Below are 24633 nucleotides of genomic sequence, written 5' to 3' on the forward strand. Positions count from 1 at the left end.
GTCTACTCCTGCAAGAGAGCGCCGAAGGCGGCATCAAGCGCGGCTCCGGCTTTTTCGGCGCGGGCAAGGTCCGCTGCCTGTTGTTCTGAAAGGCGGGTGAGGGTCGCGCGATAGGATTGAAGCGCCTCGTTCATGGGTTTGGGTGCGGGGCCTCCGAAACGCTCGCGCACCGCAACGAAATGGCGCGCGCTGACGGCTTCGCCATAGGCTGCAGGGTCGAGTGTGCTGTCGCGGCCAGAAAGCTCATTGAAGGCCTTGGAGAAAGCCTGGAACCCTTTTCCGAGGGGTTTGCCATCGGCGATGACGGCGCGGGCCGTGGCGGCGGCGATCTCATGCGCCTGCCGGAAGGACAGGTTTTCGCGGCGCACCAGCGTATCGGCGAGTTCCGTCACGGTGATGCAGGCGGCGTCGATGTTTCTGGCCACGCGGTCACTATTGATGGAAACGGCGCTGATCAGGGCTGCCAGAAGGTCGAGCACGCGCGCGCCGCTCTGGAAGGCTGAATAGCCAGCCACTTGAACCTCGCCCTCGCTGTCATTCATGTCGGTGAAGGGCGTGTTGTGCATCGTGTTGATGACCGCATCGGCGCGCCCGCAGGTCATCGACGCGAGATGGCGCAGATGCTCGATGGGCACCGGATTGCGCTTTTGCGGCATGATGGACGAAATCTGCACGAGGCTGCCGGGCACATGAAGCTGTCCCACCTCGAAGGCCGACCAGAACTGCATGTCCTGAATGAGGCGCCCGAGATGGAGGAAGGTTAGCTTGATCGCGCTATAAAGGCCGGTGACATAGTCGACCGAGGCGATGCAGCCATAGGAATTGCGCAGCGGCTCGGAAAAGCCCAAAAGATCGGCCATGCGGGCGCGGTCGATGGGAAAGCCGCTGGTGGTGATGGCGGCAGCGCCCATCGGGCAATGGTCGATATTGGCGCGGGCCGCCTGAAGGCGCTCGATGTCGCGCAGAAGCACCTCGACGGCGGCCGACAGGTAGTGGCCGAAGGTCGAGGGCTGGGCCGGCTGACCGTGCGTATAGGCAACGATCAGCGTGTCGCGCTCGGCTTCAGCCTTGGCGATCAGGGCGGAGGCCAACGCATGCGCCTTGCCGATCAGCGTGTCGGCATGGTGCTTCAAGGTCAGCTTGAAAACCGTGTGGTCCATGTCATTGCGCGAACGGGCCGTGTGCAACATGCCGGCGAGGTCTGGACCAAGCCGCGTTTTGAGCTCCGCCTCGACGAGGAAGAAATAGTCTTCCACCTCGCCGGTATAGGTGAGGGCATCGACATCGACCGTTTCGTCAATGTCGGCGAGGGCTGCGGCGATGCGGGCGGCATCGTCGTGGGAAAGGATGCCGGTCTCCGTCAGCATCACCAGATGCGCCCGGTTGATGGCGCGGAACGCGCCGACATAATTGGCCTTCACGCCTTCAAAGAGCGGTGCCAGCACCGTGTCCTTGTAGACGGGGTGAGGGAATTTTTCGTTGAAGCTCATCGTGCGCTTATCCCTTGAGGCCGGCCATGACAACGCCGCGAATAATGAAGCGCTGGAAGATGAGGAAGACGACCAGTGTCGGCAGCGTGGAGATGGCCGCACCTGTCATGATCAGTTCCCAGGCCACATCCACCTCGTCGCCGAAGCTCGAAAGCCCGACTGGCAACGTGTACATCTCCACCGAATTGGTGACGATCAACGGCCATATGAAGGCGGTCCAGTTCCCGAGGAAGACGAAGATCGCAAGGGCGGCAAGGGCCGGGCGCACGAGCGGCATGGCCACCTGCCACCAGATCTGGAACTCGTTCAGCCCGTCAATGCGCGCGGCCTCGAGGAAATCGTCGGGAACGGTCTCGAAAAACTGTTTCATGAGGAAAGTGCCGAAGGCGGTCATGACACCCGGGAACATGATGCCCCAATAGGTGTCGAGCCAGCCAAAGCTCTTGCTCATGAGATACCACGGTATGACGAGCATTTCGGTCGGGATCATCAGCGTCGACAGGATGGCGATGAAGACCAGATAGCGGCCGGGAAACTTGAACTTGCACAGCGCATAGCCCACCAGCGCGTCGAAGAAGACGGCGGATGCGGTGGTGATAATGGAGATCACCAGCGAGTTGACGAACCAGCGGTAGAAGCGTCCGTCTTCGAGCACATAGGTGTAGTTCTCGATCGTCGGCTCTTCGGGGATCAGGTTCAGATTGTAGACCTCGAAGGGGAATTTCAACGAGGTGGAGACCATGAACACGATGGGCATGATCATGAGAATGCCGCCACCGAACAGGAGCGCCCAGCGAATGAACTGGCCCATATTGCGCCTGGAATTGCGCGAGGATCCGGAGAAAAGCGCGTCGGTGAAAGGCTTTACGGCGATGTCCTGACTGGCCATGTCAGCTATCCTTCAAAAGTCGAAGCTGGATCAGGCTGACGACCAGCAGAATGGTGAAGAGCACGACGGTCTGCGCTGCCGCATAGCCCATATTGAAGCCGTTGAAGGCGGTGTCGTAGATCAAAAGCACCAGCGGCTTGGTGGAGTTCAGCGGACCGCCGGGATTGTTGGTGGTCATGTTGAAGACCTGATCGAAGATCCGCAGGAAACCGATCGAGGAAAAGACCACGAGAAACACGATTGTCGGCTTCAGAAGCGGGATGGTGATCTCGCTCAGTACCGTCCATGTGGACACGCCATCGATGCGCGCGGCCTCGTAATAGCTTTGCGGAATGGCGCGCAGGCCGGCCATGAAGATGATGACCTGAAAGCCGAGGCCAGCCCAGACGGCGCAGGCCAGAACCGAGGGCAGGGCATTGGTTGTCGAGCTTAGAAACTCGATCTGGCCGATGCCGAAACTTGCCAGAAAATTGTTGAACACGCCGATGGGGACCGGCTGGTAGAACCAGCGCCACACCCAGGCCATGGCCACCGCACTTGTCATGAAGGGCAGGAAATAGAGCGCACGGATGGTGCCGTGCATGAAGCGCACCTTGTCGAGGTGATAGGCGATGATGAAGGACAGGACGAGGCTGACCGGCGTGCCCAGGATCAGATACAGGAAAGTGTTCTTGAACACTTTCCAGAAGACCGGATCGCTGAACAGCTTTGCGTAGTTTTCAAGGCCCACATATTTCCGATCGCCGAGCAGGTTCCATTCCTGAAAGGACAGAACGAAGGCATTGGCTGTCGGATAAAACCGGATGACGACGTAGAAGAGAACCGGCAGGGCGAGGAAAATCCAGGCCCAGACGATCTGCTTCTGCGAGATGGTGAGATTGTTGTAAAAGCGCATGGCCCCTTCCCGAAATTTCGTTGGGCGCCCGGCAAGCCGGACGCCCCAAAGGGCTTATTTCTTGTAGTATTCGTCGAGGACTTTCTGCTCTTCCTCGGCGGCCTGCGACACGCTTTCTTCAAGCGCCTGACCCTGCAGCTCGATGCGCTGCATCATGTCCACCATGGCCTGACGCTGGGCGCTTTCATTGGCGAAGACGGTGGTCTTTGCGTATTCCAGACCCTTGATGAAGGGGCCGTAGACCGGGTGATTGACGTTTTCATCGGTCATGGCCGCTGACGGTTTGGCTGGCAGTTCGCCAACGGTCTCAAGCCAGATCTGCATGGCCTCGTCGGAGGTGAGATACTCCATGAACTTGACGGCAGCGTCGAATTTCTCGCCTTCTGCCTTGGAGGTGATCGCGTTCACCCAGTAGGAGGAATAGTTCGATTTGGTGCCGTCAGGGCCGGCGGGAAGCTCGGCCACACCCCATTTGAGGCCGCGCACGCTTTCCAGCGCGCCGATGCGGAAGGAGCCGTCAATGTGCATGCCGGCGCGACCGGCCTTGAAGGCGGCCTGCGGCTCGTCCATGAAGGCGGCCTTGGTCACGCCATGCTTGGCCTGCAAATCATTATAAAAACCAAAGGCTTTCAGCCCGGCCTCATTGTTGTAGTTGACCGTCTTGTAGTCATCCAGATAGGGCTCGCCGCCAAACTGGCGGATGAGCACTTCGCGGATCCAGTGGTGATCCTGCGCGGTCATGCCGGTGGTCAGGCCGACGGCGGTCAGATTGCCGGCACCATCTTTCTTGGTAAGTTTCTTGGCGGATTCGACAAGCTCGTCAAGATTGGCCGGCGGGTTCTCGATGCCGGCTTCCTCGAACATGCGCTCATTGTAGAACAGCGCCAGCGAGCGCACGGCGGTGGGAAGGGCCCAGTAGCTGTCGCCCATCCGCATCGCCTTCACCATGGGGAAGAACTCTTCCTCGATCTTTTCCGGCGGGAAGGTGTCGGCGGGCAGCGGCTGGATGAGCTCGGCTTCCACATAATCGTTGAGCCAGCCATAGAAGAGCTGGACGACATCGGGACCCTGACCGGCGGGAATGGCCGCGGCGACCTTGGTGCGATAGCTGTCATAGGGGAAATGCGTCATCTTGACGGTGATGTCGGGATTGGCCGCTTCGAAATTCTCGATCAGCTTGTCCATCGCATCGACGCGGGCTTCGAAGAAATACTGCCAGTACTCGATTTCGACCGCTGATGCGCCACCCGTGCCAGCCGCCATGGTCATGGCTGCCGTGGCGGCACCCAGCATGAAAGTGCGTAGTCTGTTGCGTTTCATTCTGCTTGCTCCCTTTGATTGCTGCCCGGAATGTAGCCAGCCAGCCTGTCACCCTCTGATCACCCGTCTCAACGAGGCGGCATGTCCATCCACCGACGATTAACTCAATCAAGTTGAACATTCAAGTTAGTTGAATTAATAAGCGCATATGAAGATCAACAATCCACGGCGCATTGTCGGATCGAACGCTGAACGCACCCGGCTTCACAACCGTCAGGTGGTGTTGGGCCACGTGCGTGAGCGGCAGCCCATCGGGCGTGCGGAGATTGCGCGCATATCGGGTCTGTCGACACAGGCCGTGAGCAACATCATTGCCGAACTGGAGAAAGACAGGCTTCTGATCGAAGCCGGCCGGCAGTCGGAGGGACGGGGGTTGCCTGTTCTGAAATACCGGCTCAATGCGGACGGCGCGGTGGCACTCGGCATCGAGGTCAGGCCGGACGCAATGTTTGGCGCACTGGTGAACCTCGAAGGCGAGACGCTGTTCACCACGCGCGAGGCATTGTCGGACAATGCACCGTCCACAGTCGTTTCGGTGGCCAGGCGCATTCATACCAGCGCGCTTGAGGGGCGTTGCGGCAAGGCCCAGAGGATTCTTGGGGCCGGCGTCGTGATGCCTGGTCCCTTCGGCAAGGTTGGGATTTCAGGCGCGGGTCAATCGGCACTTCATGGCTGGGAGGAAAGCGATCCCGTTGCCGTGTTCGAGGAAGCGCTCGATATGCCCGTGGTCGTTGAAAACGACGCGACGGCTGCTGCCGTGGCCGAGCGCGTGCGCGGCGTCGCAACGGGGCTTCGCACCTTCTGCTTTCTCTATTTTGGAGCCGGGCTGGGTCTGGGCGTGGTCGCCGAGGGCGAGGTCCAGCGTGGTGCCTTCGGCAATGCGGGTGAAATCGGCCATGTCATTGTCCGGCCCGGCGGGCGGCTTTGTGCCTGCGGGAACCATGGCTGCCTTGAAACCTATGCCAGCCGGATCGCCGCGCGGGAGCAGCTTGCAAAGGCCGGCATCGCCATTGCCAGCGTGTCGGATATCGAGCGGCTTTACGAGGCAGGCGATCCGCATCTGATGGCGTGGATCGACGAGGCGGCCGGACCGCTTTCACAGGCAATCGGACTGATCGAAAACCTGTTCGATCCCGAAACCGTAATTTTGGGCGGCGCCATGCCCGACGCGGTGCTCGACCATCTGATTTCCGCGCTCTGCCTGCCAGCCGGTTCCGTTGCCGCCAGCGACCGGCGGACCACGCCGCGCGTTCAGCGCGGTGCCTGCGGGCGCCTCACCGCCGCGCTCGGCGGAGCAGCACTCGTCATTCACGACACGATCACACCGCGCATTGCCGCGAAAACCTGATATTTCGAGAGGTTCAGAAATGCCCGTTTCCGATCAGGAGCGCATCGCCGCACAAGTGCGCAATCCGCGCATTGTCAGACTGTGGCAGGCTCTTGCGCCGCTGAAATCCTGCGTCTCCTTCATGAACACGGGCGCGCACCCTGACGACGAAACCTCGGAAATGCTGGCCGCTCTCGCCTTGCGCGATGGAATATCGGTCTCCTTCGCCTGTGCCAATCGCGGCGAGGGCGGGCAGAACGCCATAGGCTCCGAAGTCACTCATGATCTGGGGGTGGTCCGCACGGCGGAAATGGAGCGCGCAGCCGATGTGCTCAATCTCAAACTCTATTGGCTATCGGAAACGCCCGACGACACGATCTTCGATTTCGGGTTCTCGAAACGCGGCACCGAAACAATTGAAAAATGGGGACGCGAACGCACGCTCAAACGCTTTGTCGAGATCATACGCACCGAGCGACCGGACATCATCTGCCCCACATTCCTGGATGTGCCGGGGCAACATGGCCATCACCGGGCGATGACCGAGCTCGCCCATGACGTGATGAGCGCCGCCGCCGACCCGGCATTTCCGGATGTGGATCTACCGGTGTGGCAGGTGAAGAAGCTTTATCTTCCGGCCTGGTCGGGTGCGGGGGACAACTATGATGACGATCTGCCGCCGCCCAGCGCCACACTGACAGTAAAGGGTACAGGGCTGGACCCGGTAACGGGCTGGAGCTGGGCGCAGATCGGTGAGCAGTCGCGCGCCTTCCATCTGACGCAGGGCATGGGCCGCTGGGTGCCACACGGCGAAGAGCGCGACTGGCCGCTGCATCTGGTGCGGTCCGAGGGGGATGGGCCGGACAAGCAGATCACGGACGGGCTGCCTGCAACGTTGGCTGATCTGGCTTCCTTTGCGGGTGCGCCTGAGATCGCCGCCGATCTGCAAGCGGCGCAGAGGGCTTGCGAGGCTGCATTGGCCGCATTTCCGGATCTGGGTGCGATCGCGCAGCAGGCTGCGCTCGCACTCAAGGCGGTGCGTGCTGTCCGCGATGCCTGCCCTGCCAAAGCCCGTGAAGAGGTGCAGCACCGCCTCGCTGCGAAGGAATTACAACTTTCCCACGTCATGCGGATTGCCAGCGGCGTGGAGGTGCGCGCTTGGCTTGAACACGATGTTCTCCGGCCCGGCGACAGTGTCGGGCTGACGATTGAAAGCTCGGGGCCCGTTGCAGATGTATCGCCGGTTCTACCGGAAGGCTGGCACTATGCAGATGGCTTTGTGCAGGTGCCGGTGGATGCCGAAGGCACGGACTGTTATCCGGCCACATATCGGCCCGGTATGGCACGCCTGCCGGCCATTCGTGTCGGTGTGACTGTTGGTGGAGTTTCATCAGAAACGCTTTTGCCGCTGGAGCGGGAACCGGTCGTGCTTCCTGCAAGGTCGGCAACACTTTCTCCCGACCGTGCTCTGATCAATGTCGCTTCGGAAATGCGCCAGATCGATCTGCGTGTTTCCGAGCTTTTTCCTCAGTCGGGAAAAACGGGGCTGGACTTGCCGCCCGGCTGGAGCGCGACACCCGCCACAGGCGGTTTTCTTGCGGAGGCGCCGCAGGATGTTGCGGCAGGTCTTTATGATCTTCCCCTAAAGATCGACGGGATGCCTGCCGAAACCGTCAAACGGATGGGCTATCCGCATACCGGCGCACGCGCGCGGGCGTTTCCTGCACAATTGTCGGTGCGGGTTCTGGATGTAGCGCTGCCGGATGTGCGGGTGGGCTATGTCGGTGGCGGCAATGATCGCGTGGGATACTGGCTCAGGGCTCTCGGGCTCAATGCAATCGAATTGGCCGACAGCGACCTTACGGAAGAAGGACTGAAAGACATCGAGACGGTCGTGGTGGGCATCTTTGCGATGCGTGCGCGACCGGCGCTCAAAAATGCCATGCCGCTGGTGCATCGCTGGGTGGAGAATGGCGGCAATCTCGTCACGCTCTATCACCGCCCATGGGATGACTGGGATCCGGAAACCGTGCCGCCGCGCCGGCTGGAAATCGGCAAGCCATCGCTGCGCTGGAGGGTGACGGACGAGAATGCAGGGGTCACCCATCTGTTGCCCGATCATCCACTGCTCAACACGCCAAACCGCATCACGCAAGAGGACTGGAAGAACTGGCACAAGGAGCGCGGGCTTTATTTCGCCAAGAGTTGGGACGAGGCCTATGAGCCGCTCCTGACCATGGCCGATCCCGACGAGGCAGCGCATGAGGGCTCGCTCCTTTCGGCTCGCATCGGAAAGGGGCGGCACACGCATGTGGCGCTCATCCTGCACCACCAGATGGAGAAGCTGGTGACGGGCGCGTTCCGCCTGATGGCGAACCTTGTGGCAAGGCCGTGAGCGCAGGCGCTACGGCAAAGGACAATCTGCGCGCCGGCGCGTGGCTTCTGGCGGATATGGGCCTCAACATCTGGGCCATATCCATCGTCAAGGCGCTGGGTGCCGGCTATCCGCCGTGGCAACTCGTCTTTCTGCGCGCGCTGGTCGGGTTCTGCCTGATTTTGCCATGGCTCGCGCGCCAGCGGCATGTTCTGTGGTCAATCGACCGTGTGCCGTTGCATATCCTTCGGGTTTTCCTGTCGGCGGTGGCTCTTACAGGCGGGTTTTACGCTGTCGCGCATCTGCCGTTGGCGCTCTACATGACGATGAATTTCACGCGGCCCGTTGTTCTGGTGGCGCTCTCGGCCCTGATCCTGCGTGAGGCGGTTTCCGGCTCGCGCTGGTTGGCGGCGGGGCTGGGGCTCGTGGGTGCGTTCATCGCCGCAAGTCCGGGCAATGTCCCATGGACGCCGGCGCTTCTGGCGGCGCTTGCTGCCGTTTTGGCGGGCACCGGGGCCATCATCGTCACGCGGCAGCTCAAGGGCACACCGCCGGTCGTCATGATGCTGTTTTATACCGGTGGGCTGGCGCTCATCACCGCCTGGCCGGCGCTCTCTGGCTGGCAGCCGATCGCGGCGGGGCATTGGCCGTTTCTTCTGGCGGTGGGCGTGTTTTCGCAGGCCGCGCAATTCTGCTTTCTGCGCGCCCACTGGCTGGGCGATGCCGGGTTTCTGGGGCCGCTCGGCTATTCGAGCCTCATCCTGTCCGGGCTTGTCGGCTATGTCTTCTTTGGTGAAATTCCCAGTTTCAACACGGTGATCGGTGCCCTTATCATCGTGTTTGCCACCGGGTTTCTCACATTGAGAACGGCGCGGCTGAGGAGCCACGCCGCCTCGGGGAACTGATTGGAGTCTTCCGCTCAGTCGGGGTCGGAACCCTCTGCTATGGCCTCGTCCGCGATCTTCGGACGGAAGTAGCGTCCCACGATCAGCGGCAGGACAAAGCCGACAATGGCAAAGGTCCAAAGGCCGATGGCCAGCCATGAGTTGAACAGCATTGTCCAGTCGCCATCATGGATGGTCATGGCGCGGCGCAGGTTCTTCTCCATCTGGTCGCCCAGAAGCACGCCGAGAATGATCGGCACCAGCGGCACGTCGAGCTTGCGCAGCACCCAGCCCATGACACCGAAGATGACCATCACCACCAGATCGAAGGTGGAACCGGAAATGCCGTAGATGCCGACGAAGGAAATCATCGCCACGGCGGGCATCAGATAGCGTGTCGGGATCAGGAGAACCCGCACGAAGAGCGAGACCAGCGGCAGGTTCATGGCCAGAAGCATGATGTTGCCGATGAAGAGGGCGGCTATCAGCCCCCAGACCACATCCGGGTTCTGCTGGAAGAGCAGGGGGCCGGGCGTGATGTTGAGCGCAAGCAGCATGGCAAGCAGGACGGCGGTGGTGCCGGAGCCGGGGACACCCAACGCCAGCATGGGCACAAGCGCGCCGCCAGCGGCCGAGTTGTTGCCGGCTTCCGGTGCCGCCACACCGCGCGGGTCTCCCTTTCCGAACGTTCCCTTGCGGTCGGAGATCCGCTTTTCGAACGTGTAGGAAATGAAGGAGCCGAGCGAGGCGCCGGCCCCCGGCAGGACGCCGGCGATGAAGCCGAAGATCGTTGAGCGCCCCATGGCGGGCAGTGTTTCACGCACCATCTTCCATGGCGGCACGATCCGACCCACTTTCACCGCCTTGTCGTCAGCACCGCTGCCGGCACGGTGTTCCAGAAAGATGAAGACTTCCGAGAGCGCGAAAAGGCCGACAATGGCGACGAGGAAGTCGATCCCGTCATAAAGATGCACCTCTCCGAAGGAGAAGCGCGGTACACCGGTCTGACCATCGACGCCGATGGTGGCGATGCCGAGACCGATGACGGCTGCAAGCGCTGCTTTCGCCTGATTGCGGCTGGCGATGCCGCCGAGCGTTGCAAAGGCGAGCACGAAGAGCGCAAAATATTCAGCCGGGCCGAACAGAAGCGCGACCTTGACGAGCTGCGGCGCCAGGAAGACCAGCCCCCATGTGGCAAAGAACGCGCCGATGAAGGAGGCCAGACCGGAGATGGCGAGCGCCTCTCCAGCCTTGCCGGCCTTGGCCATCGGATGCCCGTCGAGCGTTGTCATCAGCGCCGGTTCGTCGCCTGGAATGTTGAGAAGGATCGACGAGATGCGCCCGCCATACATGGCGCCGTAATAGACGCTGGTCAGAAGGATGAGCGCGGGCGTGGCCGGCAGGCCGAGCGTGAAGGCGAGCGGTATGAGGATCGCAACGCCGTTTGATGGGCCAAGACCCGGCAGGGCGCCGATGATGGTTCCGAGAAAGCAGCCGATCAGCGCCAGCATGAGGTTTTGCCAGGTCAGTGCGACGGCAAAGCCGTCTGCGAGTGATGCCAATGTGTCCATTTTGGGCCTCCCGCCTCAGAAGCCCCAGGGGCCGCGTGCCAGCGACAGTCCCAGGACGAGATGGAAAATGACATAGATCCCGACGGCGATAAGCGCGCCGGCGATGATGGCCGAAGCCGGGCTGGAGCCCAGCCGCCAGGAGAGATAGCTCGCCGCCACCGCGGTGCAGGCGACAAAGCCGTATTCCTTGAGAAAGAGCGCATAGGCCACCATGACGGCAGTCGCCATGCCGATCTCGAACAGGCGCGCGAAGGTGGGCCATTCGGGCTCGGTGTCCGGCTTGAGGACGATGATCGCGCTGGAAATCGCCAGCACTGTGCCGATCATGAAGGGAAAGGCTTTGGGTCCGAACGGATCGGAAATGAAGCTCAGTTCGATCTGCGTTGCCTGCCAGATATAAAAGGCGGCGAGAAGGAAGCCGAAGCCCCCGAAGATTCGGTCGCTCATAACGGCGCGCTCCCCTGATGGTTTTCGATACAAATCGGGCCTGCAGGGAGCATCCTGCAGGCCCGAGCGTGTTTTCGGATGGTTACTTCACGATACCGATCTGCTTCGACAGATCGGTGATGGATCCGATGGATTCCTTGACGAACGCCTGGAATTCGTCGCCCTGGAGATCGAGCGGAGCGAGTCCGTTCTGAGCCATGACCTCTTTCCACTCGTCGGAGGCATAGACCTTGCTGACGGCATCGACCCAATAGGCATAGGCATCATCGGACATGTCGCCGGGGGCGTAGAAACCGCGCCAGTTGGCGCCGATCACGTCGATGCCCTGTTCCTTTGCCGTGGGGAAGGACGAGAAATCGCCTTCAAGGCGTTCCGGTGCGAGCACGGCAATCACCTTGATGTCGCCGGAATCGACGAAGCCCTTGGCTTCCGAAGCATCGCCTGTGAAGGCCTGCACGGAACCGGCCAGAAGCTGGGTGACCGCCTCGCCGCCGCCATCAAACGCAACGTATTTCACCTGGCGGACATCCTCGATACCAGCCTTGGAAGCGGCGATCAGCACCTTGAGATGATCCCAGCCACCCACGGCCGAACCGCCAGCAACCGATACAGAGGAAGGGTCAGCCTTGATCTGTTCCATCAATTCGGGAAGCGTGTTGACCGGAGAATCCTTGGCAACCGCAATCACACCGTAATCGGCTCCGACCGAACCGATCCATCGCACCTGATCCATGGTGTTGCCCGGAAACGCACCCTGCGCAAGACGTGTTGCGGTGGCCGAAGAGGCTGCAACGATGAGGTTGTTTTCGGCGTTGCGCTTGCCGACCACTTCCGCAAAGGCAACACCGCCACCGCCGCCGGCGATGTTGGAAACCTGCATCGTTCCGGGTACGAGGTCGAGATCCTGCAGTGTCTTGCCCACCTGACGGCAGGTGAAATCCCAGCCGCCGCCGGGATTGGCGGGCGCGATGCATTCGGTGTTGTTGGGCTCAAACGCAAAGGCCGACAGGCTGGATGCGAGCGTAAAGACGGCCGCAAGGCCGAGCAGCTTTTTCATCGATAATCCTCCTCCAGAGCCGGCGCGCCCTGACCGGACACAACCGTGCTCAATCCTCTGAATGCCGCCGGCCTCCCATCGGTCCGGGCGGGATGTCACGATGGTGTTCTCATGACGGGTGAGAGCCTATAGGGTGAGCCTGTCAACAAGCTGTCATAGTCCGAAAAATGCACTTCCTGATTGTCGAAGACACGCGCGATGTCGCCGAAGCCATCGAGCGACGGCTAGAAAAAGCCGGCCATGTGAGTGATCGCGCCGAAACGCTGGAGGATGCGGAGCATTTCGTGGCGATGGCCCGGCACGATCTGATCGTGCTGGACATAAATCTACCGGATGGTTCGGGAATTGCATTTTTGAAGAAGCTGCGTGCGGCTGCAAACCGCGTGCCGGTTCTGGTGCTGACAGCGCGCCTTGCTGTCAACGACAAGATCGATGCGCTTGATCTGGGCGCCGATGACTACATGATCAAACCCTTCGATCTGGGCGAGCTGGAAGCGCGCATCCGCGCCATCATTCGCCGGCGCAGCGGTGATGCGGACCGCATATTGTCTGCCGGCAAGCTGACCTTCGACATGGCTGCCCGACGGGTCCTGATCGACGGGGAACCCTGCGAGTTGACGCGGCGCGAGCAGACTCTGCTCGAGATATTTTTGACCAATCGCGACCGGGTGCTCGAAAAGGAGGATCTTCTGACGCGCCTTTTCGGGCATGACGAGGAGCGCAACCCGAATGCGGTCGAACTCTACGTTGGACGCCTCAGGCGAAAAATCGAGGGGTCCGGACTTGAAATTCGGACCTTGCGCGGTCTTGGCTATCAGGCGGTCTCGAAGGAACCGGGGACCTGATGGGTCAGCCCGTGCGTCAGGCCTTGCCCGGCCGCAGCCTTTCGATCGTCTACCGTTTGACGATCTCGCTCACTCTGGTGCTGACGCTAGCCGTGGCCGCAACCATCTGGGCCGCCTATGGCTTTGGGCGGCAGGCGGCCAATGAAGCGTTCGACCGGCTGCTGCAGGGGGCAGCCCTGCAGATCGCGGAACGCATCTTCGTTGTCGAAGGCGAGGTGCGGGTCGACATACCGGTTTCCGCGTTCGCGCTTCTGTCTCTGGCCAAGGATGAGCGTGTGTTCTACCGCGTGGCGCAGCCCGATGGAACCACGCTGACCGGTTATGAGGATTTTCCAATGCCGGATACGGAAAGGATCCGGGAGGGAGGCTTCGCCTATGAAGTAGACTTCGGTGGCGAGCGTGTGCGTGCGCTTGCCATGCGGCGCAGGCTCGCTGAAAGAGCGGTGAGCGGCGACATCCATATCATCGTGGCGCACACGACCGGAAGCCGCGAACAATTGGCGCGCAGCATGGTAACCCAGGCCGTTGCCGTCATCGCCGGCGCCGGCCTCGCCATCCTGATCCTGGCACTGCTTGCCATGCGGTATGCGATGCGCCCGCTCGAACGCATCCAGACGGCGATACTGGAACGCGATCCGCTCGACCTCTCGCCATTCTCCATGCACGCGCCGGATGAGGTTTCGGCGCTCGTCACGTCGATCAACCGCTTTATGGGGCGGCTCGACCGCCGCGTGCGTGCCATGCAGGACTATGTTGCCGATTCCGCCCACCAAATCCGCACTTCCATCACCGCCTTGAGGGCGCACAGCGAACTGGCGCTGGAAGAGGAGGACCCGCAACGGCTAAAGTCCCTTCACCGCCGCATTCGAAGCCGCGCCATCGGCCTCAATCGCCTGACGGACCAGTTGCTGAGCCACGCACTCGTGACGCACCGCGCCGACACCGCCCCACTGGAACTGCTCGATTTGCGGCGCATCGCTGTCGGTGCCGAACGCGATTTCGTCCAGATTGCCGGTGCCCAAAGACCGCGCATCAGGCTCGATCTCCCGGAAGAGCCGGTCATGGTCCGCGGCGATGCGTTCAGCCTGCGGGAGGCAGTCAAGAACCTTTTGAACAATGCGCATGCGCATGGGACGCCTCCGGTCGATCTCACGGTTGCCCTGAAGGACGACCGTGCATGCATTGCCGTCACCGATCGGGGCGAGGGCCTGCCTGTCAGCGATGCCACCGAAATCGGCCATCGTTTTGCAATCAACCCCAACAAGCCGGAAAGCGCCGGGCTGGGGCTCGCCATCGTGCGGGAGGTTGCGGAATTTCACCATGGCCGGATCACACTCGATCGTGAAAAACGAGGCTTCACCATCAGCCTTGACCTGCCGCTCACCCGGGAAGGGACGGAAGCATCATGAGACGACTGATACTCGGACTGTGTCTGTTGGCGGCATGGATTGTACCGCTATCGGTCATGGCGGAAGATACGCGGTTCGAACCGCCCGGCGACGAAAGCGAGACGCTTGTCATCGGGAGCGTTACCGATCTTGTTTTCATAGAGCCGCTTATTCGCGCGTTCCAGCGCGCCAACCCTTCCACAGCGGTCATCTATCGGCAGATGACCAGTCTGGATCTTTACGCCGCTGTCGCCGATGCCTGTGAAAAGGGAGAATTTTTCGCCGATACCGTCATTTCGTCGGCCATTCCCGAGCAGGTGCGGCTCGTCAATGACGGGTGCTCGGAGCCGTTCCGCTTCAGCCTGCCGCCCGATCTGCCGGATTGGGCTTCGTGGCGCAATGAGCTCGTCGGTCTGACCTACGAGCCGGCCGTTATCGTCTATGACCGGGAAGGCCTGGGACAGGATGAAGTTCCGCGCAATCGCTTCGAACTGGTCGATCTCCTGCGCCAGACCGAGCGTTTTCGTGGCCGCATCGGCACCTATGACATCCAAAGCTCCGGCGTTGGCTATATTTTCGCGTTCGAGGATGCTTCGCAGGCCTCCACATGGGGGCGGCTGCTCGAGAGCCTTGGTCAGAACCGCGCGCAACTCTTTTGCTGCAGTTCAGACGTGATCGATGGTGTGCGCACCGGCAGGCTCGTGCTCGGATACAATGTTCTGGGTTCTTATGCGCTCGCGCGGCAAGAGGAAGATCCGCGGATCGGCATCGTCTTTCCCTCCGATTACACATTGGCATTGTCGCGGGCCGCGCTTGTCTCGCGCCATGCACGCAACAAGCGCGCCGCCAATGCGCTGATCGCGCTTGCGCTGACGGATACAGGGCAACGTCTCCTGTCGGGGCCTTCCCGTCTCCTCTCGTCGCTCAACGGTCCGGACATGCTCAACCGCCTCGACACGGGGGACGGTCCTTCGGCGGAAGAGGCGGCTTTCAGGCCGATTGCGCTTTCTCCGGCGCTTCTGGTCGGCCTTGATCGGGCCAAGCGCAAGGCCTTCCTGGACCAGTGGCGCAAATCCTTTCAAGCGGACGGTGGAGAGTAAGTGGCGGCTATTTGCTTTCCACCGGCGCTTGGCTAATCATGCGGACCCACAGCGGAGGGGGTCTGGGAGGCGGATCGGGAGAATATGGCGAGCGGACAGGCAGCAAGAGCGCCACGCAACATGGCGGCGGACCCGGAATTCGGCCCATGGCTGGCGCAGGCCTCGATACTCGTAATCGATGACGAGCCGGGCATGAGGAACTTTCTCGCGCGCACGCTCGGCCCGCGCTGCATGCGGCTTGATGAGGCCGCCGACACCGAAGAGGCATCGCGCAAGCTCGACGCCAACCATTATGACGTGGTGATCCTCGACAACATCATGCCGGGCAAGAATGGCGTGGACTGGCTCGCAGAGCAGCGCGCCATCGGCTTTTTCTCCAATGCCATTCTGATGACGGCCTATGCGGATCTGGAGACCGCCATTCGGGCGCTACGCGCCGGTGCGGTGGATTTCATCCTTAAGCCCTTCCGCTCCAACCAGCTTTTGAACGCGGTGGCGCGTTGCCTCGACCAGATGCGGCTTCAGCGCGAAAACTATGTGCTGCGCTATGAACTGAAATCGACCTCCGATCACGTTTTGCTGCGCGACAAACTGATTGGCGGGTCAAGAGCCATCAGGGATGTGCGCGACACGATTGCGCGCGTTGCGCCGCTTCCGACCTCGGTCCTTCTGACCGGCCAGTCCGGGACGGGCAAGGAGGTTGCAGCACGTTCTCTTCACTCTCTGTCGGAGCGGACCGACAAGCCCTTCGTGCCGGTAAACTGCGCGGCCATCCCGCCCGATATGATCGAGACGGAATTGTTTGGCCATCTCAAGGGCGCGTTCACCGGGGCGGAGGCGGCGCGCGAAGGACTTTTCATGCATGCGCAGGGGGGGACCCTGTTTCTCGACGAGATCGGGGAGTTGCCGCCTGCCACACAGAGCAAGCTGCTGCGCGTGCTGGAGGATCGGCGCATCCGGCCCGTGGGGTCGGAGCGTGAAATTCCGGTCGATCTGCGTTTTGTCTTTGCAACGAACGCCGAACTCGAAAAACTCGTGGAGGCCGGCCAGTTTCGCGCCGATCTCTTCTTTCGGATCAATGTGATGCAGATTCATCTGCCGCCGCTCAGGGATCGCGGTGAGGATGTGCAGGAACTTGCCGATCTCTTCATGGCCAAGCTTTCGCAACAGCTTGGCATGCCGAAAGTGCCCATCGGAGCGGAGGCACGTGCGGCGCTTGCAGCTTATGGCTGGCCGGGCAATGTGCGCGAATTGCGCAATCTCATCGAACGGACACTGATTCTCGGGCGTTTCCCGCACGATTTCGGCGGTGGGATCCGAGCCATGCCGGAGAGCGTTGAGGGTGGGGAAAGTCTTGCTGATATCGAGCGCCGGCACATTCTGGCGGTGTTGAATCGGTTGGGCGGCGACCGTGAGGCCGCCGCGCGTCAGCTTGGTATCTCCCGCAAGACCATCGACCGCAAATGTGCGTCCTGGAATGTCTGACCGATTAGAACCGGTCCGGCGCGGAGGGCAGGGACGCTCGGTCCGCTTCCGTCTCCTCGTGATCGCGCTTTTGCCGACCCTTGTGATCCTGCCTCTGCTTCTGGGCATGGCGGTCTATCGGTGGAATGCGAAGTTCGATGCAGCGTTGATCTCCAAGGTCAATGGCGACCTGACGATCGCGCATCAATACTTCGCGCGGCTTCTGGAAAACACTGGTGAGCGCATAACCGCTCTTGGCGGATCGGCGCGGTTTCGCGATATCGTGGAAACAGATGGCGACGGTCTGGAAGCGCTCCTCGAAGAGCATCGCCGCGCGCTCGATCTCGACTTTTTGTATCTGATACCGGCAGACGGGAAGGTTGTTACATCCGCTCCCAGACTTGCAAACGATCCACGCTCGGACTGGCCAATCATCGAAAAGGCCCTGGCGGGTGAGGCGTCCACCGGGATCGACATTTTCTCCGGCGAAGAACTGGCCGCGATCGCGCCAGCCCTGGCCACGCGCGCCCGGCTGGAACTGGTGCCTACAGCCAATGCCGTGCCGACGGAGAGGGCTGCGGAAACGCGCGGCATGGTGGTTCATTCCGCAACCCCGGTTCGCCTTCCCGGTGGGCGCCCGGCCGCCCTTGTGGGGGGCAATCTTCTGAACCGGAACCTCGTTTTCATCGATACGATCAACGATCTTGTCTATCGCGAGGCGAGCCTGCCGGAGGGCAGCCAGGGGACCGCGACACTTTTTCTCGACGATGTGCGCATCAGCACCAATGTTCGGCTCTTCGAGGGGCGCAGAGCGCTCGGCACACGCGTTTCGAGCATTGTGCGCTCCGCGGTTCTTGGCGAGGGGCGCGTCTGGCTCGATAGCGCCTTCGTCGTCAATGACTGGTACATTTCCGCGTATGAGCCGATCACCGACAGTTTCGGCAAGCGTGTCGGCATGCTCTATGTCGGCTTTCTGGAAGCGCCCTTCACGGAAGCCAAATACACGACACTCCTGACCATCGCCGCCGCGTTTCTGGCGATCACGGCGCTCAGCGTTCCTTTGTTCCTGCGCTGGGCGCGTTCGATCTTCAAGCCGCTGGAGCGAATGGCGGGAACCATCTCGGAAGTGGAGGGCGGGGATCTCGGCGCGCGCACGGGCATACGCGGCGTCGATGACGAGATCGGCCGGGTGGCGCAGCATCTTGATTTGCTTCTTGAGCAATTGCAGGAGCGCGACAGGCAGTTGCGCGCCTGGAACGAGGAACTGAACGCGCGCGTCGAGGAGCGCACGCGAGAATTGCGGCTTGCCAACCGGCAGTTGGAGGCCACCACCCGCCAGCTCATCATGTCGGAAAAGCTTGCGGCAATCGGTGAAATCACAGCCGGTGTCGCGCATGAAATCAACAATCCGATTGCCGTGATCCAAGGCAATCTTGAAGTGGTGCGTCAGGTGATGGGGGAACGCGCCGACGAGGCACGAACCGAGTTTCGCCTGCTTGACGAACAGGTGCACCGCATCAGCCAGATCGTGACCAAGCTGCTCCAGTTCGCCAAGCCTGAGGAATATGCGGGTTTTCTGGAACGGCACGCCGCAAAAGACGTGATTGCAGACACACTGCCGCTCGTTCAGCATCTTCTCAACAAGGCGGAAATTGCCGTCACCCAGAAGCATCTGGCAACGCGGCTTGTCCTGATGAACCGCACCGAACTCCAGCAGGTGTTCGTGAATCTGATCGTGAACGCCATTCACGCCATGCCCGACGGAGGGACGCTGACAATCGTCAGCCGCGATGAGGATCTGGAGACCGGGCAGGGGCTCGTCATCGAGATCACCGACACTGGCGTCGGCATGACACCCGACATGCTGGAGAAGATTTTTGATCCGTTCTTCACCACCAAGCGGCGCGAAGGAACCGGCCTTGGCCTGTCGATCAGCCAGACCCTGATCAGCCGCCAGGGCGGCAAGATCTCGGTCGAAAGCAGACCCGGCAAGGGAACCTGCTTCACGATATGGCTTCCAGAGGCCCGGTGAAGAGGCTGGACAAAATGTCTTGCGGCTGCGGACAAAATGTCCATTGAAGCGACCTCTCAACCCATAAGCGTTTGAAATCGTTCGCGCGGACGGTCTGGCACGACCGTTGCTTATCTCAAATCGAGGTAAGAGGAGGACGCTATCGACATCCGGGTCCCGACCCGGGCGTGCCTGTTGCGGAGGGCGGCAGGCCGCATCAATCGGGATCATCACATGTTCAACCAGCAGGACGGCTGCCGGGAAACCCGGCAGGAGGAGGAGACTTATGTCCGCAGCAAGTGAAACTTTAACCGGCGCTCCCGAAGGGGGCATGCTCGACAGGGAGCGGATTATCGCCCAGCCGGGCTTCAACCGCTGGCTTGTGCCGCCGGCCGCTCTGGCCATTCATCTGTGTATCGGCATGGCCTATGGTTTCAGCGTGTTCTGGCTGCCTCTGACGCAGTCCATCGGCATTTCCCAGCGCGTGGTGTGCGAGGACATGACGCTCATCAGCGCGCTGTTCACAACGAGCTGCGACTGGCGTGTTTCGGACCTGGGCTGGATCTACACGCTGTTTTTCGTTCTGCTCGGATCCGCTGCGGCGATCTGGGGGGGATGGCTTGAACGAGCCGGTCCGCGCAAGGCGGGCGTGGTTGCAGCGTTCTGCTGGTGCGGCGGCATCGCCGTGGCCGCGATCGGCGTGATGTTTCACCAGCTCTGGCTGATGTGGCTTGGTGCCGGCGTGATCGGCGGCATCGGCCTTGGACTTGGCTATATCTCGCCGGTCTCGACCCTGATCAAATGGTTTCCGGACCGGCGCGGCATGGCGACAGGCATGGCAATCATGGGCTTTGGCGGCGGTGCCATGATCGGCGCACCTCTGGCCGACATGCTCATGAACACGTTCAAGACCGCGAATTCTGTGGGTGTGTGGCAGACCTTTCTGATCATGGCGGCCATCTATTTCGTCTTCATGATGGGCGGCGCATTCGGCTATCGCATTCCGCCTGCGGGTTGGCGTCCGGAGGGTTGGACACCGCCGGAAAAGAGCACCAAGTCGATGATCACATCACGGCACGTCCATCTGCGCGACGCCCACAAGACCAAGCAGTTCTGGCTGATCTGGGCCGTGCTTACACTCAATGTGTCGGCAGGCATCGGCGTGATCGGCATGGCCTCGCCCATGCTTCAGGAGATTTTCGGCGGAAGGCTGCTCGGCATGCCGGAGCTGACCTTCAACGAGTTAGATGCGTCACAGAAGTCTGCCATTGCGGCAATTGCCGCGGGCTTTGCCGGTCTTCTTTCACTGTTCAACATCGGTGGACGCTTCTTCTGGGCCTCACTGTCGGACAAGATCGGCCGTAAGAACACCTATTACGCCTTCTTCCTGATCGGCATCGTGCTTTATGCGCTGGCCCCTACCGCAGCCCATATGGGCAGCCAGGTGCTCTTCGTTCTGATGTTCGGAATCATCCTGTCCATGTATGGCGGCGGCTTTGCCACAGTGCCAGCCTATCTCGCCGACATTTTCGGAACGCAGTTCGTGGGTGCCATTCATGGTCGCTTGCTCACGGCGTGGGCGACAGCCGGCATCATTGGCCCGGTGGTGGTGAACTACATTCGCGAGGCCCAGCTCAACGCAGGCATTCCACGCGAGCAGGTCTACGATTTCACCATGTATATCCTGGCGGGAATGCTACTTCTGGGGTTGATCTGCAACATGCTCGTCAAGCCGCTCTCAGACAAATGGTACATGTCGGAGGAAGAGGTCGCCAGGCTTCAGGCGAAATCGGTAGCGGCCGATTCCGGCCCGACGGGCTCCTTCGGCATCGGCAAGGGCGGCTTCGATGGCAAGGCGCTGGCCGCCTGGGCCGTCGTCGGCATCCCCATTCTCTGGGGCATCTGGATAACGCTGCAGAAGACCGCGGCCCTGTTCTAGACAGGGTTGTTGCAGCGCGCCCTCCGGCATGAGCCCCGCCGGAGGGCAAGATCCTGCCCTCATGGCCAGGAGCGTCGTCGGATCGGGCTTGCCGGGTGCGCCGAGGCTCTTTATGTCGGAACGGAAAGTTTCGCGTGGCGGGGGCAGGATCCTGGACGATCACATCATCATCATCGGTGCTGGCCATGGCGGCGTACAAGCTGCCGCGAGTCTCCGCGAGGAGGGGTATGAAGGCCGACTGACACTCGTGTCAGGCGATCCGGAATTGCCCTACCACAAACCGCCGCTTTCCAAGGCCTTTCTCAAGGCGATAGATGCCGAGCCGCAGATCCTCAGAGCCCAGGCATTTTACGACACGAACCGCATCGAGCTGCAGAAAGGCGTACGGGTCGCCGACATAGACCCGGCTGGCCAGACACTGCGGCTGGAGGAGGGAGGGCAGCTTGTCTGGACTGGGCTTCTTCTTGCTACGGGAGCCGAACCGCGGCGATTGTCCGTGCCAGGGGCGGACCTTTCGGGCGTTTTCTATCTGCGCGACTGTGCCGATGCCCGCAATCTGCGCGATGCGTTCTCCCGGGCAAACAGTGTGGTTGTGATCGGCGGTGGCTTTATCGGTCTGGAAGTGGCAGCGACGGCTGCCATGGCCGGGAAGGGCGTTACGGTCGTGGAAGCGGCCGATCGCATTCTTGGCCGTGCCGTGAGCCAGCCTGTCGCAGCGCACATGCATGCCTATCATGAGGGCCTCGGCGTAACAATATTCACGGGAACCGATGTTGAGCGGCTGGATGGCACCGAAGGCACCGTGCGCAGTGTCATCACAAAGGACGGGCAGATCCTTCCAGCCGACATGGTGCTGGTAGGAATTGGCGCAAAGCCAAACATTGCGCTTGCGGAGGCGGCAGGCCTTGTTTGTGACAATGGCATCCGGGTGGACGCGTCTTGTCGAACAAGCGCTCGCAACATTCATGGGATCGGTGATTGCGTGTCGTTCCCGCATGTCGCCTCGGGGCGCGTGCTGCGCCTGGAATCCGTGCAGAACGCCACCGATCAGGCGCGTATCGCCGCAAAATCGATGCTCGGCAAACCGGCGGTGCATGATGCTGTTGCCTGGTTCTGGTCCGATCAAGGCGAACGCAAGCTGCAAATGGCAGGCCTGCCTTTCGATGTGGATCGGGAGATCATTGCGGGGGATGCGGAAAGCGGGGCTTTCGGAGTCTACCTCTACGCGGGGGACCGGCTTGTTGCTGTGGAGACCGTCAACCGTCCCGGCGAGCACATGATGGCGCGAAGGATGCTGGCGGCTGGATTTTCGCCTACGGCTGAAGCGGTTCTGGAAGGTCCGGCGGCGCTGAAATCGGCAATGCTTGCCGGCGGACGCTGAACGCTTCCCGGCTGGGCTTTGGCCGCCACAGGCCCATTGCCTGCTTGATAAATCCTGCTGCCGCACTTTATGACAACCGGCGCGAGCCATGCTAGAGGTCCGCCTTGTCTGAACACGCACTCTGCACGCGCCTCCATCGATGTGAACGCGCTTTAAAGGCAGTGTGTTGTCAGTTCCCGGTTTCTGGCGGGAAAGAGGCCGGTGCAAGGTGCAAGCAAGCTCGAGAAATGTAGGCGAAGTGGCAGAAATGCAAAGACAGTCACAGATCAGCGCGCAGAAATCGTTTGCCGTCGCACCCATGATCGATTGGACGGATCGGCACTGCCGCTTTTTCCACCGGCGGCTCACGGGCAGGGCGCTTCTTTATACCGAGATGATCGTCGCCGATGCCGCCATCCACGGGGATCGCGAGCGGTTGCTGGGCTTCGATCGGAGCGAACATCCGGTTGCTCTGCAGCTTGGTGGGTCGGATCCTCATAAACTTGCACAAGCTGCCGAGATCGGCGCCGGATATGGCTATGACGAAATCAATCTGAATGTGGGTTGCCCTTCGGACCGGGTGCAGTCGGGCACATTCGGAGCCTGCCTCATGAAGACGCCCGAAGTGGTGGCCGCCGGGGTTGCGGCGATGAAGGCGAGGGTGTCGGTTCCCGTGACGGTCAAGTCCCGGATCGGAGTGGACGAACAGGACATCGAAACCGCACTTGACGCTTTGGCCGGGGCAGCCTGGTCGGCGGGGGCGGATGCACTTTGGGTGCATGCCCGCAAGGCCTGGTTGCAGGGACTGAGCCCCAAGGAAAACCGGGAGATTCCGCCACTCGACTATGATCGCGTCTACCGTCTCAAAAAGGCCAACCCGGACCGGTTCATCGGCATCAATGGCGGCATTCTCAGCCTCGAAGAAGCGGCCACCCATCTGAAGACGGTTGACGGTGTGATGCTGGGGCGCGGGGCCTACCAGAACCCGGCGCTGCTGGCGGGTGTCGACGCCTTCCTTGAGGAAAGGGCGCCCGAGCCGGTGGATTTTCACGGGCTGATCGAAGCGATGGCCGAGTATGCGGACAGGCACATCAGTCAGGGAGGCCGGCTCTCGCATGTGACACGGCACATGATCGGCCTTTTTCATGGGTTCGACGGTGCGCGGCGTTATCGGCAGATCCTGTCCAGCAAGGCCACGAGGCCGGGTGCGGGAAGCGAGATCCTGCGCGAGGCATTCGCAGCGGTCGATCTCGCCACAAGACGCGACGCGGCGTGAGGCTGATCCCACAAACGGAAATTGCATTTGTGCGGCTTGAGCGCTAGCTAGGCGACGCTGCGTCGGGTTTTAAGGGGGACATCATGAACCTGCCCATGGGCGAAATCGCCATGTTTGCGGCTGCGCTGACGGCGGCGGGCGTGGTGGCCGGGGTTCTGGCCGGCCTGTTCGGCATCGGCGGCGGGGCAATCCTCGTGCCCGTATTCTATCAGGTGTTCGGGCTTGTCGGCGTGGATGAGGCAGTACGCATGCACCTGTCCGTCGGTACCTCGCTTGCCATCATCGTTCCCACGTCCCTGCGCTCTTTCCGCGCGCATTATCTGAGGGGCGCGGTAGACATGGAGCTGTTGCGGAGCTTCGTGATCGCGGTGCCAACGGGTGTGGTTTTGGCTACCCTCGTGGCGGCTTATGTCTCCAGCGGCGGACTAAGGGCCATCTTTGCGGCCATTGCGTTTCTGGTGGGTGTCCGGCTGCTCTTGAACCGCGAGACCTGGCGGCTGGGGACGGAAATTCCCGCGAACCCGATCCGTTCGCTGGTGGGAATGTTGATCGGATTTCTATCCACATTGATGGGCATTGGCGGCGGTGTTCTGAACAACACCTTCATGACGCTTTTCAACCGCCCCATGCACCAGGCGGTGGCGACGTCGTCGGGTGTGGGCGTGTTGATTTCGATCCCGGGCCTGTTCGGCTATGTCTGGGCGGGGTGGGGTGAGCCGCTTCTGCCGGTGGCTTCGACCGGATATGTGAACTGGATTGCCGTCTTTCTGATCATTCCGATTACGCTTCTTGTCGCGCCGCTCGGCGTGCGGATAGCCCATGCACTCGACAAGAGAAAGCTCGAAACCGCGTTCGGCATTTTCATGATCATCGTGGCCGCCCGGTTTGGCTGGAGCCTGCTTTAGAGCGGTCCACCGCTTCATGGAAACGCTGCTCCGCTCTATCTGTCTGCTTTTCCGGATTTGTGCGGATGTCAGGCGACTCCACCAGAGTGCA

General features: G+C 61.3%; 19 protein-coding genes. 12 read left to right on the forward strand and 7 right to left on the reverse strand.

Features of this window, described 5'->3' with window-relative positions; translation table 11 throughout:
* Positions 1 to 2: 2 nt before the first annotated feature.
* From argH to KW403_RS16765, 4 genes are read right to left on the reverse strand one after another with little or no spacing between them, the layout of a single operon-like run.
* Positions 3 to 1490: an argininosuccinate lyase gene (gene argH, locus KW403_RS16750; RefSeq protein ID WP_223020552.1), complete on the reverse strand. Its 1488-nt coding sequence runs from the start codon at positions 1488 to 1490 to the stop codon at positions 3 to 5.
* Between the two features lie 7 nt (positions 1491 to 1497).
* Complete coding sequence (locus KW403_RS16755) at positions 1498 to 2379, reverse strand: carbohydrate ABC transporter permease (protein WP_223020553.1); 882 nt, start codon at positions 2377 to 2379, stop codon at positions 1498 to 1500.
* A gap of 1 nt (position 2380) precedes the next feature.
* Entirely contained in the window at positions 2381 to 3274 is an 894-nt protein-coding gene (locus KW403_RS16760; RefSeq protein ID WP_223020554.1) for a carbohydrate ABC transporter permease, read from the reverse strand.
* Positions 3275 to 3328: 54 nt separating this feature from the next.
* Positions 3329 to 4594, reverse strand: coding sequence for a sugar ABC transporter substrate-binding protein (locus KW403_RS16765; protein ID WP_223020555.1), 1266 nt, complete (start codon positions 4592 to 4594; stop codon positions 3329 to 3331).
* A gap of 148 nt (positions 4595 to 4742) precedes the next feature.
* Between KW403_RS16765 and KW403_RS16770 the strand changes: the two genes are divergently transcribed.
* Genes KW403_RS16770 through KW403_RS16780 form a run of 3 tightly spaced genes read left to right on the forward strand, consistent with a single transcriptional unit; the run spans position 4743 to position 9200 of the window.
* Positions 4743 to 5942: an ROK family transcriptional regulator gene (locus KW403_RS16770; protein ID WP_223020556.1), complete on the forward strand. Its 1200-nt coding sequence runs from the start codon at positions 4743 to 4745 to the stop codon at positions 5940 to 5942.
* Between the two features lie 19 nt (positions 5943 to 5961).
* Positions 5962 to 8316, forward strand: a complete 2355-nt coding sequence (locus KW403_RS16775) for a PIG-L family deacetylase (protein ID WP_223020557.1) — start codon at positions 5962 to 5964, stop codon at positions 8314 to 8316.
* Positions 8313 to 9200, forward strand: coding sequence for a DMT family transporter (locus KW403_RS16780; protein ID WP_223020558.1), 888 nt, complete (start codon positions 8313 to 8315; stop codon positions 9198 to 9200). The genes KW403_RS16775 and KW403_RS16780 overlap by 4 nt, the downstream gene beginning before the upstream one ends.
* A gap of 14 nt (positions 9201 to 9214) precedes the next feature.
* Here KW403_RS16780 and KW403_RS16785 read toward each other — a convergent pair whose 3' ends face one another.
* From KW403_RS16785 to KW403_RS16795, 3 genes are all read right to left on the reverse strand, one after another.
* The gene (locus KW403_RS16785; protein ID WP_223020559.1) at positions 9215 to 10750 is read right to left on the reverse strand and encodes a tripartite tricarboxylate transporter permease; all 1536 of its coding nucleotides are present in this window, start codon (positions 10748 to 10750) and stop codon (positions 9215 to 9217) included.
* Positions 10751 to 10765: 15 nt separating this feature from the next.
* Entirely contained in the window at positions 10766 to 11197 is a 432-nt protein-coding gene (locus KW403_RS16790) for a tripartite tricarboxylate transporter TctB family protein (protein WP_223020560.1), read from the reverse strand.
* A gap of 82 nt (positions 11198 to 11279) precedes the next feature.
* Positions 11280 to 12254, reverse strand: a complete 975-nt coding sequence (locus KW403_RS16795; protein WP_223020561.1) for a Bug family tripartite tricarboxylate transporter substrate binding protein — start codon at positions 12252 to 12254, stop codon at positions 11280 to 11282.
* Positions 12255 to 12421: 167 nt separating this feature from the next.
* Between KW403_RS16795 and KW403_RS16800 the strand changes: the two genes are divergently transcribed.
* The 9 genes from KW403_RS16800 to KW403_RS16840 all read left to right on the forward strand — a co-directional run bounded on the left by KW403_RS16800 (position 12422) and on the right by KW403_RS16840 (position 24542).
* Positions 12422 to 13099 (forward strand): response regulator transcription factor, encoded by a 678-nt coding sequence (locus KW403_RS16800; protein ID WP_223020562.1) that lies wholly within the window; start codon positions 12422 to 12424, stop codon positions 13097 to 13099.
* Positions 13099 to 14508: a sensor histidine kinase gene (locus KW403_RS16805; RefSeq protein WP_223020563.1), complete on the forward strand. Its 1410-nt coding sequence runs from the start codon at positions 13099 to 13101 to the stop codon at positions 14506 to 14508. The genes KW403_RS16800 and KW403_RS16805 overlap by 1 nt, the downstream gene beginning before the upstream one ends.
* Positions 14505 to 15587 carry an ABC transporter substrate-binding protein gene (locus KW403_RS16810; protein WP_223020564.1) on the forward strand — a complete coding sequence of 361 codons (1083 nt, stop codon included), beginning with the start codon at positions 14505 to 14507 and terminating at the stop codon, positions 15585 to 15587. Before KW403_RS16805 ends, KW403_RS16810 begins: the two co-directional genes overlap by 4 nt.
* A gap of 84 nt (positions 15588 to 15671) precedes the next feature.
* A complete protein-coding gene (locus KW403_RS16815; RefSeq protein WP_223020565.1) occupies positions 15672 to 17072 on the forward strand; it encodes a sigma-54-dependent transcriptional regulator in 1401 nt (466 codons plus the stop codon).
* On the forward strand, positions 17065 to 19083 hold the full coding sequence (locus KW403_RS16820; RefSeq protein WP_223020566.1) for a sensor histidine kinase: 2019 nt from the start codon (positions 17065 to 17067) through the stop codon (positions 19081 to 19083). Before KW403_RS16815 ends, KW403_RS16820 begins: the two co-directional genes overlap by 8 nt.
* Before the next feature lie 265 nt (positions 19084 to 19348).
* On the forward strand, positions 19349 to 21001 hold the full coding sequence (locus KW403_RS16825; protein WP_223020567.1) for an OFA family MFS transporter: 1653 nt from the start codon (positions 19349 to 19351) through the stop codon (positions 20999 to 21001).
* A 151-nt stretch (positions 21002 to 21152) separates the two neighbouring features.
* The gene (locus KW403_RS16830) at positions 21153 to 22382 is read left to right on the forward strand and encodes an NAD(P)/FAD-dependent oxidoreductase (RefSeq protein ID WP_223022620.1); all 1230 of its coding nucleotides are present in this window, start codon (positions 21153 to 21155) and stop codon (positions 22380 to 22382) included.
* 247 nt (positions 22383 to 22629) lie between these two features.
* Positions 22630 to 23637, forward strand: a complete 1008-nt coding sequence (dusA, locus tag KW403_RS16835; RefSeq protein ID WP_223020568.1) for a tRNA dihydrouridine(20/20a) synthase DusA — start codon at positions 22630 to 22632, stop codon at positions 23635 to 23637.
* A gap of 83 nt (positions 23638 to 23720) precedes the next feature.
* Entirely contained in the window at positions 23721 to 24542 is an 822-nt protein-coding gene (locus KW403_RS16840) for a sulfite exporter TauE/SafE family protein (protein ID WP_223020569.1), read from the forward strand.
* Positions 24543 to 24633: the final 91 nt, after the last annotated feature.

The organism is Nitratireductor kimnyeongensis (assembly GCF_019891395.1).
In the GTDB taxonomy this organism is placed as follows: domain Bacteria; phylum Pseudomonadota; class Alphaproteobacteria; order Rhizobiales; family Rhizobiaceae; genus Nitratireductor; species Nitratireductor kimnyeongensis.